At 73.2% G+C, this 14130-nt stretch carries 11 protein-coding genes; 6 read left to right on the top strand and 5 right to left on the bottom strand.

All coding sequences use genetic code 11. The features are described from left to right. Positions 1-225: 225 nt before the first annotated feature. Genes ACFV9H_RS13455 through ACFV9H_RS13445 form a run of 3 tightly spaced genes read left to right on the top strand, consistent with a single transcriptional unit; the run spans position 226 to position 3275 of the window. Entirely contained in the window at positions 226-897 is a 672-nt protein-coding gene (locus ACFV9H_RS13455; protein ID WP_385397198.1) for a hypothetical protein, read from the top strand. A gap of 47 nt (positions 898-944) precedes the next feature. After that, positions 945-2837 carry an ABC transporter ATP-binding protein gene (locus ACFV9H_RS13450; protein WP_385397196.1) on the top strand — a complete coding sequence of 631 codons (1893 nt, stop codon included), beginning with the start codon at positions 945-947 and terminating at the stop codon, positions 2835-2837. 51 nt (positions 2838-2888) lie between these two features. Next, complete coding sequence (locus ACFV9H_RS13445; RefSeq protein ID WP_385397194.1) at positions 2889-3275, top strand: VOC family protein; 387 nt, start codon at positions 2889-2891, stop codon at positions 3273-3275. A gap of 22 nt (positions 3276-3297) precedes the next feature. On the opposite strand, the gene ACFV9H_RS13440 is transcribed toward ACFV9H_RS13445, so the two are convergent. Beyond that, the gene (locus tag ACFV9H_RS13440) at positions 3298-3651 is read right to left on the bottom strand and encodes a hypothetical protein (RefSeq protein ID WP_385397192.1); all 354 of its coding nucleotides are present in this window, start codon (positions 3649-3651) and stop codon (positions 3298-3300) included. A gap of 214 nt (positions 3652-3865) precedes the next feature. Here ACFV9H_RS13440 and ACFV9H_RS13435 point away from each other — a divergent pair, with 214 nt between their 5' ends. Further along, the gene (locus tag ACFV9H_RS13435; protein WP_385397190.1) at positions 3866-4750 is read left to right on the top strand and encodes a sigma-70 family RNA polymerase sigma factor; all 885 of its coding nucleotides are present in this window, start codon (positions 3866-3868) and stop codon (positions 4748-4750) included. Positions 4751-4958: 208 nt separating this feature from the next. Next, on the top strand, positions 4959-5453 hold the full coding sequence (locus ACFV9H_RS13430) for a gluconokinase (protein ID WP_385397253.1): 495 nt from the start codon (positions 4959-4961) through the stop codon (positions 5451-5453). A gap of 20 nt (positions 5454-5473) precedes the next feature. On the opposite strand, the gene ACFV9H_RS13425 is transcribed toward ACFV9H_RS13430, so the two are convergent. The 4 genes from ACFV9H_RS13425 to ACFV9H_RS13410 all read right to left on the bottom strand — a co-directional run bounded on the left by ACFV9H_RS13425 (position 5474) and on the right by ACFV9H_RS13410 (position 12408). After that, positions 5474-6472, bottom strand: a complete 999-nt coding sequence (locus ACFV9H_RS13425) for a hypothetical protein (RefSeq protein ID WP_385397188.1) — start codon at positions 6470-6472, stop codon at positions 5474-5476. 74 nt (positions 6473-6546) lie between these two features. Continuing rightward, complete coding sequence (locus tag ACFV9H_RS13420; protein ID WP_385397186.1) at positions 6547-7848, bottom strand: cytochrome P450; 1302 nt, start codon at positions 7846-7848, stop codon at positions 6547-6549. A 46-nt stretch (positions 7849-7894) separates the two neighbouring features. Next, the gene (locus tag ACFV9H_RS13415) at positions 7895-8674 is read right to left on the bottom strand and encodes a hypothetical protein (protein ID WP_385397184.1); all 780 of its coding nucleotides are present in this window, start codon (positions 8672-8674) and stop codon (positions 7895-7897) included. 128 nt (positions 8675-8802) lie between these two features. After that, positions 8803-12408: a S8 family serine peptidase gene (locus tag ACFV9H_RS13410; RefSeq protein ID WP_385397182.1), complete on the bottom strand. Its 3606-nt coding sequence runs from the start codon at positions 12406-12408 to the stop codon at positions 8803-8805. 162 nt (positions 12409-12570) lie between these two features. On the opposite strand from ACFV9H_RS13410, the gene ACFV9H_RS13405 reads away from it, so the two are divergent. After that, positions 12571-14079, top strand: coding sequence for an MFS transporter (locus ACFV9H_RS13405; RefSeq protein WP_385397180.1), 1509 nt, complete (start codon positions 12571-12573; stop codon positions 14077-14079). Positions 14080-14130 lie beyond the last annotated feature (51 nt).

The raw sequence follows: 14130 nt of genomic DNA, 5'->3' as shown, positions 1-14130 counted from the left end.
GCCACGAAGACGAGCCGTTCGCCGGTCTGGCCGGTCGGCCCGTCATTCCGATGGCGGCACTCACTGCGACACAAGAGGGATCGAGCCGGTAAACGGTTGTGGATATGGACGGATTCATGTCTTTTTAGGGAGACCTCGCGGCACGCCTCGGTCGCAGCCGACCCGGCCCACGCCGTGCGACCCCGAGCCTCCATGGAGATCACTGCCATGTCGTGTGTTCCACACGTGACCCCTTCACGCCAAAGGCCCTTCCGATGGGGCGTGGTCGCCGCCGCCGCGTTGGGCCTGACCGTCAGCATGCTCGGCGGCGCGGCGCACGCCGACATCCCCGGAGCCGCCGGGATCTACACCGGCTGCTACACCCGGAGCAGCGGAGCGCTTCGGGTCATCGATTTCGAGGCCGGAGCACGGTGTCGGGGCACTGAGCTCACCGTCACCTGGAACCGGACCGGCCCACGGGGGCCCGTCGGCCCACAGGGCGAGGAAGGAGCCCAGGGTCCCGCCGGCACTGCCGGCCCCCAGGGCGTGGACGGTGCCCAGGGTCCCGCCGGCCCCGCCGGCCCCGCCGGCCCCGCCGGCCCCCAAGGCGAGGAAGGTCCGCAGGGCGACACTGGCGCCGCGGGTCTCGACGGGGTCAGCGGGTATGAGGTGCAGTCAGTGGACTACGTTCTCTTCGCCCACAACACCCTTACCAGGCTCACCGTTCAGTGCCCTCCGGGAAAGAGGGTGACCGGCGGCGGTTACCGCCAGCGGAATACCCCTCCGGAACCTCTTCAGGAGCGCGAGTCCGGGCCGAACGATGACGCGACCGGCTGGGTCTTCACCCTCGTCAACGAGAGCCAGAACGACAACCTGCACCTTCGCCTCTTTGCCATCTGCGCAGACTCCGACAGCTAGGCGCCCGCCTTGACCTCAAGCTTGATTGAGGTATTAGCGTTCGGGTCATGGACATGGAAGTCACCGCCTGGACATCGCTGCACAGCGCGATCAACGCGCAGCAGGACCGTCGACCGCTCTCCAAGGCGAGCCTGCGCCGCGTCGCCGCGTTCGCCCGCCCGCACCGCCGCGGGCTCACCTTCTTCCTGCTGCTGAGCGTGGTGACCGCCCTGCTCGCGGTGGCCACGCCGGTGCTCGCCAGCCGGGTCGTCGACGCCATCGTCGCCGGCCGGGACAGTGGCACGGTCGTCCGGCTCGCGCTGCTCATCGCGCTGATCGCGGTCGTCGAAGCCGGGCTGGGCCTGCTGACCCGGAGGCTTTCCGCGACCCTCGGCGAGGGGCTGATCCTGGACCTGCGGACGGCGGTCTTCGACCACGTGCAGCGGATGCCGGTCGCCTTCTTCACGCGGACCCGGACGGGCGCCCTGGTCAGCCGGCTCAACAATGACGTGATCGGCGCCCAACGGGCCTTCAGCAACACCCTGTCGGGGGTGGTCGCGAACACCGTGACCCTGCTGCTGACCCTGGTCGTGATGCTGAGCATCTCCTGGCAGATCACCCTGCTGGCGCTGGTGCTGCTGCCCGTGTTCGTGCTGCCGGCCCGCCGGATGGGCGCGCGGATGGCGGGGATGCAGCGGGAGGCCTCGGCGCTGAACGCCGCGATGGGTACCCAGATGACCGAGCGGTTCTCCGCCCCCGGCGCTACCCTGGTCAAGCTGTTCGGGCGGCCCGCGGACGAGTCCGCCGAGTTCGCGGCGCGGGCGGCGCGCGTGCGCGACATCGGGATCCGTACGGCGATGGCCCAGTCGACCTTCATCACGGCCCTCACGCTGGTCTCGGCCCTGGCCCTCGCGCTCGTCTACGGCCTCGGCGGCTTCTACGCCCTGCGCGGGACCCTGGACGCCGGTTCCGTCGTCGCCCTCGCCCTCCTCCTGACCAGGCTCTACGCCCCGCTCACCGCGCTCGCCGGCGCCCGCGTCGAGGTGATGAGCGCCATGGTCAGTTTCGAGCGGGTCTTCGAGATCCTCGACTTGAAGCCGCTGATCGCCGAGAAGCCGGATGCCCGCCGGGTGCCGGAGGGGCCGGTGGCCGTGGAGTTCGACGCGGTCTCCTTCGGCTACCCCTCCGCCGACAAGGTCTCGCTCGCCTCGCTGGAGTCGGTCGCCACGCTGGACACCCGGGGCGGGACGCCGGTACTGCGCGAGGTGTCCTTCCGCGCCGAGCCCGGACAGATGATCGCCCTGGTGGGCTCGTCGGGCGCCGGCAAGTCGACCATCGCCCAGCTGCTGCCGCGACTGTACGACGCCGACGCCGGCACGGTGCGCCTCGGCGGGATCGACGTACGGGACCTCACGGCCGACTCGATCCGCGAGACGCTAGGCATGGTCACCCAGGACGGGCACCTCTTCCACGAGTCGGTACGGGCGAACCTACTGCTGGCCAGGCCCGATGCGGCCGAGGAGGAGATCTGGGAGGCCCTGCGCCGATCCCGCCTGGACGGCCTCGTCGCCTCGCTGCCGGACGGGCTGGACACGGTCGTCGGGGAACGCGGCTACCGGCTGTCCGGCGGGGAGCGGCAGCGGCTGACCATCGCGCGGCTGCTGCTGGCCCGGCAGCGGGTGGTGGTCCTCGACGAGGCCACGGCCCATCTGGACTCCACCTCGGAGGCGGCGGTGCAGGAGGCCCTGGGCGAGGCCCTGGCGGGCCGGACCGCGGTGGTGATCGCGCACCGGCTGTCGACCGTACAGGCGGCGGACCTGATCCTGGTCGTCGAGGACGGCCGGATAGTGGAACGGGGCACGCACACCGAGCTGCTGGCGGCGCGGGGACGGTACGAGGAGCTCTACCGCACCCAGTTCGCGGCGGCGGACGCGGCCCCGGGCGACGGGGTGACGGGGTGACGGCTCCGGGGCCGGGCGGCGCCGTACCGGCCCCTGGAGCATGATGCTGTGATGGACATCAAGCTGGAGCTCGTCGCCGTGCCGGTCACCGATGTGGACCGGTCCAAGGCCTTCTACGAGCGGATCGGCTTCAACGCCGACCACGACGTGACCGTGAACGAGGACATCCGCTTCGTGCAGCTGACCCCGCCGGGGTCGGCCTGCTCGATCGCGATCGGCAAGGGGCTCACCCGGATGACCCCGGGATCGCTGGACAACATGCAGGTCGTCGTCACCGACATCGAGGAGGCGTACGCCGACCTGCGGGGCCGGGGCATCGAGGTGACCGAGATCCAGGACATGCCCTGGGGCTCCTTCGTCTACTTCTCCGACCCCGACGGCAACGGCTGGGCGGTCCAGCAGACCACGCCCCGCAAGGCGGCCGAGCCCCCCGCCTGACGTCTCGACCGCCGCCGGCCGGTCAGGCCTCCGCGGAGGCCGCGGCGTGGTGGTGGTCGAGCTCCCACGCGTGGTGCTTGAACTCGTGGCGGAAGTCGGCGTGGTCCTCCCACTGGCGGGCGATGCCGCGCAGGACGTCCCAGTTGTGCTCGACCGACTGGTCGATGACGCGACGCATGGCCGGCTCGGCCGACTCGCGCTTCTCCAGCAGACCCTTGATCGCGGAGGCCTCCAGGACGGCATTGCGCAGCGCGCGCAGCGCACGCCCGGTGTCGTCCATGGAGAATCCGTACTCGCTCCCCGTCTCCGCGTCGAACAGCGGGGTGAGCCGCGCTTCGATGAACGCGGTGATCCGCTCGAAGTGCTGCACATCCATCAGGGGCTCCATCTCTTGCCCGGCCACCCTTCGACCCGGCGTCTCGCTCGCTTCGGCTGTTCGGCGCCATTATGCCGGGCGTCGCCCTGTCGGCCGGTCGTGCCGGTGTGACCGTGCGGCCTGCTCCGGCCTCAATTCCCTGTCTCATTCGGCCATATCAGCGGTACAACGGTGATCTACTTTGATCATCCGCCGCCAGGAAGGAACAAGACAGGTGGACGAAAGCCGAAGGCTGACCGAGCGCTTCGAAGAGCACCGCTCTCATCTGCGAGCGGTCGCCTACCGGATGCTCGGTTCACTCAGTGAGGCCGAAGACGCCGTCCAGGAAACCTGGCTGCGCATGAACCGCTCCGACACCAGCGAGGTCGAGAACCTCGCGGGCTGGCTGACCACGGTCGTGTCGCGGGTGTGCCTGAACATGCTGCGCAGCCGCGAGACCCGGCGCGAGGAGTCCATCGAGGCGTACCCGACCGACCCTGCCGCCAACCGCGAGGACGGGATCGACCCCGAGCAGGAGGCGGAGCTGGCCGACTCGGTCGGGCTGGCGCTGCTGGTCGTGCTCGACAAGCTCGCACCGGCCGAGCGCCTCGCCTTCGTACTCCACGACATGTTCTCCGTGCCCTTCGACGAGATCGCCCCGATGATCGAGAAGACCCCTGCCGCGACCCGGCAGCTCGCCAGCCGTGCCCGGCGCCGGGTCAAGGGCGAACCGCTGGTGCCCGCCACCGATCTGAGCCGTCAGCGTCGCGTGGTGGACGCCTTCCTGGCCGCCACCCGCGGCGGGAACTTCGACGCGCTGGTCACCCTGCTCCATCCCGACGTGGTGCTCACCGCCGACAAGGCGGTCATCCCCTCCCCCGAGGCGATCCTCATCAGCGGCGCCGTCACCGTCGCCACGGGTGCGATGGCCGCCATGCAGCGGGCTCAGGCCACTCAGACCGCGCTGGTCAACGGCGTCGTCGGCCTCGCGATGGCCCCGTACGGACAGCTGTTCCTGGTGCTCCGCTTCACCGTGAAGGACGACCTGATCACGGAGATCGACGTGGTCGCGGAGCCGGAGCGGCTGCGCGAGCTCGACCTCGCCGTGCTCGACGCCTGACGGGTCGGCGCCTCGGTGCGCGCCGCGTCACCCTCCCGTACGGGCCTCGGGCCGGCTGTACGTGGAGGGTGACGGCGGCCGGGTCGGGGCGCGGAACGCGGCCCTCGCACTCGGCGCCGGAGGCCTGATGCGCTTCACTGGTACCGCGGGGACCGATGTCGACGAGGACGGCGAGGTGGGCGTGGGCACCCAACGCGTCATTGTGGTGATGGGCGTTGCCGGTACGGGCAAGACGACCGTGGGCCGGCTGCTCGCGGACGCGGTCGACGTTCCGTACGCGGAGGGCGACGCGTTCCACCCGGCGGCCAACGTGGCCAAGATGTCCGCAGGCACCCCGCTGGACGATGCCGACCGGTGGCCCTGGCTGGATTCCATCGGCGAATGGATCCGCAACAGTGCGCGGCTGAACGGCGGAGTGGTGGCGGCCTCGTCACTCAAACGCGTCTACCGTGACCGGCTGCGCGCCGCGGCGCCCGGGGCGGTGTTCGTCCACCTCACCGGTCAGCGATCGCTGATCGAGGAGCGGATGTCGGCCCGCAGGGGCCATTTCATGCCCACGACCCTGCTGGATTCGCAGTTCGCCACCCTGGAGCCGCTCCAGGCGGACGAACTCGGCGTCGTCGTCGACGTGTCCGGATCCCCCGAAGAGATCACCAAGAGTGCGCTGACCGCCCTGCGCGAGCTCCCTGCCGCCGAGGACTGACGGTTTGCCGTTCCGCCCGGTCACTCGTCCTGTAGCTGCGCGGCGGCGAGGGCGAGGCCGATGGCCGCCGTCCCGCAGCGGTCGGCGAGGGTCGCGACGTCGGTGCGCAGGCCGTCGGCCTCCGGAGCGTGCCAGCCCGGCGCGGCGGCCGCCGCGCGCAACCGGACCGCGTGCGACCGCAGCGCTGCGGCGTGGTCGCACAGGCCGGGCCGGCCCGCGGCCGCCGGGCGCGGGGCCCGACGCGGCAGCTGCCCGGCGACTCGGCGGCGGGTGCGGGCGGATCGCCGGGCGGGGGTGGGTCGTGCGGTGGGGGCGGGCTGCCCGGCGGGCCGTTCGGACAGGCCCTGGCCCCGGTCGCAGAAGGCCAAGAAGGCCGCGCCGAGGCCGAGGAGCGGTTCGGCCGCCTGGGCCCGTCCGGTGGCGACCTGCCAGCCGGCGTGGTCGTTGAAGGGGTTCGCGTCGGTCAGGGCGTTCCAGGCGAGGATGTCCGCGAAGTAGGGCGAGAGCAGCGCGAAGGCGTGTTCCGCTCCCTGGTCGCGCATGATGTGCCGGAACAGCCGGACCGCCTCGGCCTGCCGGCCCTCGCAGACCGCGGCGAGAACGGCCGACGCCCCGGGATCGGCGAGGAGTTCGGGACGGGCGGCGCCCGCGGCCCGGAGCCGGGCCCTGAGCCCGCAGACCGCGATGCTGATGGCGAGGCTCTCCCGCCCTGCGAGGATTCCGGCGAGCCGGCCCGCCCGGGCCACGCCCCGGCCGCGCGGGGCCCAGCCGAGGCCCGCCGGGTCGGTGAGGGTGCGCAGCAGGGTGCGCCAGCCGAGTCGGTGGCGCCCTCCCCGGGCGAGGGCCGCGGCGGGGAGCCGGGGGCCGAGCGCGAGTGCGGAGGCGTGGCGGGCGGCCTCGCCGACCGCGTCGGCGGCCTCGGCGAGCGCGCGGCACAGGGCGTCGAGCAGGTCGGCGTCCTGGTCGCAGGGCGCGGGGTACGACGAGGACGCGGAGGACGCGGTCGCGGCGTCGGGCATGGGTTCCTCTTGGGGTTCGCCAGGGGAAAGGAAGGGGAGGGAAGTGCGGGACGACACCGGGATGTGCGGCGCCGTCAGCGGCGGTTGAGTGTGATCCGGATGGCGCCCGGGTCGAGCGTGGCCGGCAGCGGTCCCACCGGGTCCAGCACGGGCCGGCCGGCCGCGAGGCGGTGGCCCCGGAGCACCTCCGCGCAGAACGCCGCGGTGATCATCAGGCCGAGCTGATCGCCCGGGCAGCGGCCGTCGCCGTGGCTGAACGGGGCGATCCGGATGTCCTGGTCGGCGTCGGGGTTCTTCCACCGGCCCGGTACGAACACGTGCGCGGCCGGTACCCGCTCGGGGTCGCGCTGGAGGAACGCGGCGGGCAGCAGTACGGAGGTCCCTGCCGGGTAGCGCACGCCCCACCACTCGGTCTCGGCGCGGGTGACGCGGATCAGCTCGGGCACCACCGGGTACAGGCGCAGGGATTCCCGCACGCAGGCCCGCAGTCGGGGCAGTTCACCGTCGGTCCCGCCCCGGGCGGCCTCGGCGGCGGCCGCGTCCTGTTCGGCCGGGTGTGCGCCGAGCAGGAGCAGGGTGCGCAGCAGGGTGCCGGGGACGGCGTCCATGGCCAGCAGCCAGTGGTGGGCCTGGCGCAGGGGGTCCAGGCCGCCGGACGGGTCGGCCCGGCGGGTGGCCCGGCCGACGAGGGTGTCGCCGTCGGCGTGGGCGGCGTACTCCTGGATGCGGGTGAGGGCCTTGGCGTACACGGTGCGGGCCGCGCGGGCCCGGCCGCCGCGCAGCTGTCGGAGCCAGCCGGCGAGTTCCTCGTCGAAGGCCGCGTCGCCGCCGAGCACGATACGACGGGCGGCGCGGTGCACGGCGTGCCGGGCGCGGACGAGGTCGAGGGTGCCGGTGGCGGTCAGGTGCGGGGCCTCGTCGGCGACGACCGCCAGGAAGGCGCCGCACGAGGGGTGTACGGGGACGCCCGCGGCCAGCGCCTCTTCGTTGATCCGGCGCCGCTGGGCGCGCAGTTCGCCGCGGGCGCAGCCGATGCCGGCGGGCTCTTCGGCGCCCAGGCCGCGGCACTTCTCCGGCGGGTCCGCCGCGAGGAGGCTCACGGGTTCGGCGTAGAAGCGGTGGAGGTCGAGCGGGTCGAAGAGGACGAGGAACGTGCGGCCGGACCTGGTGCGCACGAGGGCGGGCGCGTTGCCGCGGCGGGCCCGCAGGGCGCTCAGTGCGGCGGCGGAGGCGCGGGGTGTGCCCGTACGGACGAAGCCGCGCAGGCGGGCTCCGAAGGTGGGGGCGGCGGGTGTCCGCCGGTCGGGAGTTTCCGCGCCGAGGGCCCGGACGCGGGCTCTGAGCCCGTCGAGGGCGGCCCCTTGGACCGTACGCATGCGTGTACCTCCGCAGCCGGAACAACGACGGTCGGTGACATCGGCATCACCGTACGTCCCACCCGGGGAGTCCGCGAGCGCCGGTCCGCGCGAACGCCGCCTCGCGGAAGGCGGAGCGCAGGGGCTGCCGCGCGGCGGCGGTCGGGAGGAGGATCGCCCACCGGTGGAGCCGTGGCGAGATCCACAGGGTCGGGCCGTGGTCCGTCGGGGCGGGGTGGGTCCAGACGCCGTGCGGGGCCGGGTGCCAGAGGAGGCCGCGGGCGGGGGTGAGTTCGCCGGTGCGGATGCGGAGGGACTCGGTGGTCCAGGTGCGGCTGATCGCCGCCGTGCCCTGCGGGGTCGGCGCCGGCGAGAGGAGGTGGCGCAGGAAGCGGACGAGGTCGGCGGGCGGTGCGTACAGGGTGCTGTCGGCGAACCGCGTGCCGGCCATGCCGAGCGGGCGCCAGATCCTGGCGGCCGCGAGTTCGCCGAGGGGGCTCCCGGCGAGCCGCTCGGCGAGCCGGGTGAGGGCGGCGGTTCCGCCGGGGTGGGTGAGCAGGTGGTGGGCGGTGGTCCCGGCGGGGGCGTCCGTGTCCCCGTAGACCGCGAGGGGGGTGTGCAGCCGCAGCGCGCCCTCCTCGACGAGGCTCCCGACGACCGGCCAGAGCGCCAGCACCCCGAGAAGCCCGCCGACGTCGGCACCGGCACCGATGTCGTCATCGCCGTCGTCGAGGGGGTGCGACCCCGCGTGAACGCCGTCGGCATCGCCGACCGCCCACACCGCCCCGGGGTCGGCGGTCGCCACGAGAGCCCGGATGCCGTCGGCCTGGTCGCTCAGGAGCGTCATGTTCACCCACGCTAACGAGCCGGGCTCCGCCTTCCGGGCCCGTGGCGGCGATTTCACCGCCCCGCCACCCGAAAGGCGGGGAGGGGCCGAGCGGGGCGGGGCGCCCGTGGGCTCCCCGCCCCCTCTGCCTAGCTCTTGTCGGGGCGGTCTGTCACTCGGAGGGTGTTGAGCAGGGGCTTGCCGAATCCGTTGTGCGTGACGAAGCGGACGTTGAGGATGCCGTCCGTGACCCTCACCGTGTACGTGCGGGTCAGGGCCGTGTACGTGCCCGCCTCCAGGGAGATGTCCAGGGAGGGCAGGACCTGGACGCCCTCGGCGAGGACGTCGAATACGCGCCTGTCGGGCTTGGTGGAGGACAGCTCCGCGAAGCCCAGTTCCACCGTGTAGGTCCCGTTCGGCACGTTGTCGAAGCGGTACTCGTACATGCCCTCGCGGGCGTTGCGGAACAGCCGCTGGTCGTCCGTACCGGCGATGGTGCGGACGGTGGACCGGACGGAGGAGCTGCCCTGGTAGCCGTACGAGCCCGCCGTGTACTTGCGGTCGGGGGACCAGGAGTCGCCCAGGGCGTCCGTGCCCGCGTGGTCGGCGCCCGCGTCGAGTGCGACCTGGTAGCGCGGGACGACGACCTTGACCGGGACGCTGAGGACCGGTGTCCGGCCGCTCGCCGACGTGATCTTCAGGTCGGCGGTCAGGACCGACCCGGGCGTCAGGCCCTTCGTGTCCACCGTGAGGGTGAGCGGGGTCTTCGCGCCCGTCGGGAGGTTCCCGGCGGCCGGTGTGGCCGTCAGCCAGTCCGCGTTCTCGGAGACGGTGAAGGCCGTGCCGAGGCCGGGGTTGGTGAGGTCCAGGGTCCGGGTCCGCCGCTGGTCCGGCGGGATGACCACGTCCAGGGCGGGCGTGGAGGGCGTCACCTTGCCGGTGCGCAGCGACTGCGTCACCGTCGTCACGTCCGCGGCCTTGACGTCGACGGTCGCCTGCGCGGCCTCGTACTGCGGTGCGGACAGGTGGACGGCGCGCGAGCCCGAGGGGCTCTGGACCACGTAGCCGCCGTCGGTCGCGGTGGTCGCCGAGACCGCCGTGTCGCCGGTGCCGACGGTCACCGTGGCGCCCGCGACGCCGCCCCCGTCGTTGGCGTCGAGCACCCGGCCCGTCACCACACCGCTCTTCGTGGTGCGGAAGGCGATGGAGAGGCCGTCCGTGATGACCGCGGTGTTGAAGGAGTACTTGAAGGCGTCGGTCCCGGCCGCGTTCTCCACGCCGACCGTGGCCGTGGAACCGCCCTTGATGCCGGTGCCGCCCGTGCCCTTGTAGCCGTACGAGACGGTTCCGTCCTCGCCGATCGCCGCCGAGAAGGAGAACTTGTCGGCCTGCGCCGACCAGTGGGAGACCTGGCGCCACTCGATCACGTAGCTGCGGTGCGGGGCGGTGCCGGTGACGGAGGTGAAGACACCGGAGCCGCTGCCCGCCGCGCCGACGACCAGGTCGTCCCAGAACGGGTACAGGGCGGCGTTCGGGGTGGCGGCGCTCGGGATGTCCCCGTTGACGTCCGCGGTGTTGTTGCCGCCGAAGCTGACCGTGCCGTTGGTCCCGATCCAGGCCTGCCCGTACGTCTTTCCGTACAGCGGCAGCGGGAAGGGGAGGTCTACGCGCTCGGTGGTGTTGTCGCCGGTGAGCGCGAGCTGCTTGGTCCCGGCGGGGTAGGGGCGGTCGCCCGCGGTGGCGCAGGCGTAGCCGTAGCCGTCGGTGCGCTCCGGCAGGTTCACCGCGACGGTGGCGTCGCCGGTGAGGGTGACTTTCGCCGTGCCTCCGGTGACGCAGCGGGAGGCGTGGGTGGCGTTCACGTCGTAGGTGCCGTGCGGCAGCGTGACCTCGAAGCGGCCCTGCGCGTCGGTGGACGCGGACACGGGGGTGTCCGCGATGGTGACGGAGGCGCCCGCGGCCGGTCCGGCGGCCGAGGAGACCGTGCCGGTGAGCTTGCCGGAGGCGGCCTGGGTGAGGGTGAAGTCGCCGGTGGCGGTGGCGTTCTCGGTCACCGTCGCGGTGGCGTTCTGCGTCCCGTAGCCGAACTTGGAGGCGGTCAGGGCGTAGTCGCCGACCGAGAGGGAGGCGAAGCGGTAGCTGCCGTCGGCCGCGGTGGTGGTCGTACGGTCGATCGGGCCGTCGGCGGTGATCTTGACGCCCCCGACGGGCAGGCCGTCGGAGCGTACGGTGCCGCCGAGCGCGCCGATCGCGCCGCGCGGGGCGGCGTTCACGGCGGCGAGGACGTCGAGCTTCCCCTCGCCGAAGACGTTGTTGTCGGCGGTGGTGCCGCCGCACTGGGCGTTGTCGGTGTCCTGGGCGGTGCCGTCGAGCAGCGCCGCGGTCTGTGCGACGTCGCCTTCGAGGGAGGGAGCGGCGGACCACAGCAGGGCCACGGCGGCCGCGGTGTGCGGGGAGGCCATGGAGGTGCCGGAGAAGGCCTCGTACGCGCCGCCGGGGACCGAGGAGCGGACGTTCACGCCCGGGGCGGCGATGTTCGGCTTGACGATGCCGCCGGGGCCGGCGCCGCGCGAGGAGAACGAGGCGATGGCGTTGTTGATGTCGAAGGCGCCGGAGCTGTAGGAGCTCGCGTAGTCGCCGGGTGAGCCGCTGGTGGCGCAGCCGGGGCCGGCGTTCCCGTTGGAGAAGGCCGGGAAGATGCCGGCGGCCCGCCAGGTGTCGACGATCTCCTGGTACCAGGTGTCGCCGCCCGGGCCGCCCCAGGAGTTGTTGACGACGTGCGGGGCGAGGTCGGGGCGCGGGTTCTGGCTGCTCGCGTCGGTCGGGGCGACGATCCACTGCCCCGAGGCGAGCAGGGAGGCCTCGGAGCAGGAGTTGGACTCGCAGCCCTTGGCGGCGATCCACTTGGCTCCGGGGGCCACGCCGATCTTGTTGGCTCCGCCGTCGTCGCCCACCATCGTGCCCATCGTGTGGGTGCCGTGGTCGTTGTTGTCGCAGGGGGCCGCGGTGGCGCAGACTCCGGCCGGGTCGAACCAGTTGTAGGCGTGGTCGTACGAGCCGTCCGCGCGCTTGCCGCGGTACTGGTTGTTCACCGCCGGGTGCGTGTGGTCGACGCCGCTGTCGATGTTGGCGACGACGATGCCCTCGCCGCGCACGCCCAGCTGGTCCCATACCTGCGGGGCCTTGATCCGGTCGATGTTCCACTCGACGGCGTCGGCCGCGGCGTTCTCCCGCTTGCCCTCGGCCGGCTTGGGAAGCTCGACCTTGTCGTCGGCGTCGATGCGGGCGACCTCGGGGCGCTGGGCGAGGGTCCCGGCGAGCTTCTGGCTGCCGACGACGCGGACGGCGTTGACGATCCAGTACGAGGTGTACTCGGCCTGGGCGCCTTCGAGGGCCTTGAGGACCTCGGCCTGGCTGCGCGCGGCGTGGTCCTTCTTGGCCCGCAGGACCGTTTCCGCCTTGGCGGCGCGTGTCTGCTGCCTGCTCGCGGCGGTGAGGTCGGCGGCGCTGTCGAGGTAGACCCAGAAGACGGCCTTGGCGGACTCGTCGAGCTGGGTACGGAGCTTGGGCTCGATCTTGCGCTCGGCGGCGCTCGGGGCGGGGCCGGGTTCCGGCGCCGCCGCGGCCACGCCCGCGCCGACCGGGAGGAGCAGGAGTGAGGTGAGGGCGGCGAGCGCCGTGCGTAAGGACCGTGCGGGCCTCGTCGGCCCTTCGGGCCTTGAGGCTCGTAAGGACCGCTTGTCGCGTTGGGCCACGTGTTGTCTCCTCGTACGCCGTGTGCGGGTTGTGCGGGAAGGGTGCGCGTGACGTGCGCGGGTCATGGTGAAGTAGAGGTCATGCTCATTACAAGAGGGCCCAATGAGCCGCACCCTGCCCTCCCGGTGGCCCTTCTCGGCCACGCGGGCCAGCCTGAAGTCATGACTGCGCCCGCCGAGCCGTCCCCCGCCGGTGTCCCGCTCGCGTCCGCCCGCGGCCGGTGGATCCTGCTGACCACCGTGCTCGGTTCGAGCATGGCGCTGCTGGACTCGACGGTGGTCAACGTCGCGCTGCCGCGCATCGGGCGGGACCTCGGCGCCGATCTGGCCGTGCTCCAGTGGACGGTCAACGCCTATCTGCTGACCCTGGCCGGGCTGATCCTGGTCGGTGGGGCGCTCGGCGACCGCTTCGGGCGGCGGCGCGTCTTCGTGCTGGGCGTGGTGTGGTTCGCCGTGGGCTCGCTGCTCTGCGGCATCGCGCCGAACGCCGGGGTGCTGGTGGCCGCCCGCGCCCTGCAGGGCATCGGCGGCGCCCTGCTCACACCCGGTTCGCTGGCACTGATCCAGGGCTCGATCCGCGCCGAGGACCGGGCCCGGGCCGTGGGCCTGTGGTCGGGGCTGGGCGGCGTGGGCGCTGCGGTGGGGCCGTTCCTGGGCGGCTGGCTGGTGGACGGGCCCGGCTGGCGCTGGGTGTTCCTGCTGAACGTGCCGCTGGCCGCGGTGTGCGTGCCGGTGGCGCTGCGCCACGTACCCGAATCGCGGGATCCGCAGGCGCACGGGCGGTTCGACGTGGCCGGTGCGGTGCTGGGGGCGGCCTCGCTGGCGCTGGTCACCTACGCGCTGATCGAGGCGCGGTCCGCGGCGGCTCCGGTGGTGGCCGCCGCGGTGGGCGGCGTACTGCTCGGCGCCGCGTTCATCTGGTGGGAGCGGCGGCGGGCGGAACCGATGATGCCGCCGGCCATCTTCCGCTCCCGGCAGTTCACGGCCGTCAATCTGGTCACCCTGTGCGTGTACGCGGCCCTCGGCGGGTTCTTCTTCCTCGTCGTGCTCCAGCTCCAGGTGGTGTCCGGCTACTCCGCGCTGGCCGCCGGGGCGGCGATGCTGCCGACCACCGCGCTGATGCTGCTGCTGTCCGCCCGTTCGGGGGAGCTCGGGGAGCGGATCGGGCCCCGGATCCCGCTCACCGTGGGGCCTGTGGTGTGCGCGGCCGGGGCACTGCTGATGCTGCGGGTGGGGCCGGACGCCTCGTACGCGGGGGACGTGCTGCCCGCGATGGCCGTGATGGGCCTGGGTCTGGTGGCGCTGGTGGCTCCGCTGACGGCGACCGTGCTGGCTTCGGTGGACCCGGGCCGGGCGGGGCTGGCCAGCGGCATCAACAACGCCGCGGCGCGGGCGGCGGGGCTGCTCGCGGTGGCGGCGCTGCCGCTGCTGGCCGGGATGGGACCGGAGTCGTACCGCTCGGCGACCCAGTTCGACGCGGCCTTCGGGCGGGCCATGCTCTGGTGCGCGGGGACGTTCGTGGCGGGCGCCGTCGTGGCCTGGGCGACCGTGCGGTCCCCCGCGCCCGGGGCCTGCCACCCGGAGTGCCAGACGCACTGCGCGGTGGCCGCTCCACCACTCGAACCCCCGAGGGAGGCCGGTGGGCGGCCGATGACAGGAGAGGGCTCATGACCGAGGATTCGGCCACCGCCACCGCGCCGCCGCCTCCCGGCTGATTCGGGT

The sequence above is a fragment of the Streptomyces sp. NPDC059874 genome (genome assembly GCF_042731135.1).
Lineage (GTDB): Bacteria > Actinomycetota > Actinomycetes > Streptomycetales > Streptomycetaceae > Streptomyces.
This window is presented reverse-complemented; position numbering and strand designations above follow the sequence as displayed.

Excerpts from the sequence above, each read along its gene's own strand:
- ACFV9H_RS13450 (WP_385397196.1), top strand. The coding sequence starts at position 945 with ATGGACATGGAAGTCACCGCCTGGACATCGCTGCACAGCGCGATCAAC.
- ACFV9H_RS13445 (WP_385397194.1), top strand. The coding sequence starts at position 2,889 with ATGGACATCAAGCTGGAGCTCGTCGCCGTGCCGGTCACCGATGTGGAC.
- ACFV9H_RS13440 (WP_385397192.1), bottom strand. The coding sequence starts at position 3,651 with ATGGATGTGCAGCACTTCGAGCGGATCACCGCGTTCATCGAAGCGCGG.
- ACFV9H_RS13430 (WP_385397253.1), top strand. The coding sequence starts at position 4,959 with ATGGGCGTTGCCGGTACGGGCAAGACGACCGTGGGCCGGCTGCTCGCG.
- ACFV9H_RS13425 (WP_385397188.1), bottom strand. The coding sequence starts at position 6,472 with ATGCCCGACGCCGCGACCGCGTCCTCCGCGTCCTCGTCGTACCCCGCG.
- ACFV9H_RS13420 (WP_385397186.1), bottom strand. The coding sequence starts at position 7,848 with ATGCGTACGGTCCAAGGGGCCGCCCTCGACGGGCTCAGAGCCCGCGTC.
- ACFV9H_RS13415 (WP_385397184.1), bottom strand. The coding sequence starts at position 8,674 with ATGACGCTCCTGAGCGACCAGGCCGACGGCATCCGGGCTCTCGTGGCG.
- ACFV9H_RS13405 (WP_385397180.1), top strand. The coding sequence starts at position 12,571 with ATGACTGCGCCCGCCGAGCCGTCCCCCGCCGGTGTCCCGCTCGCGTCC.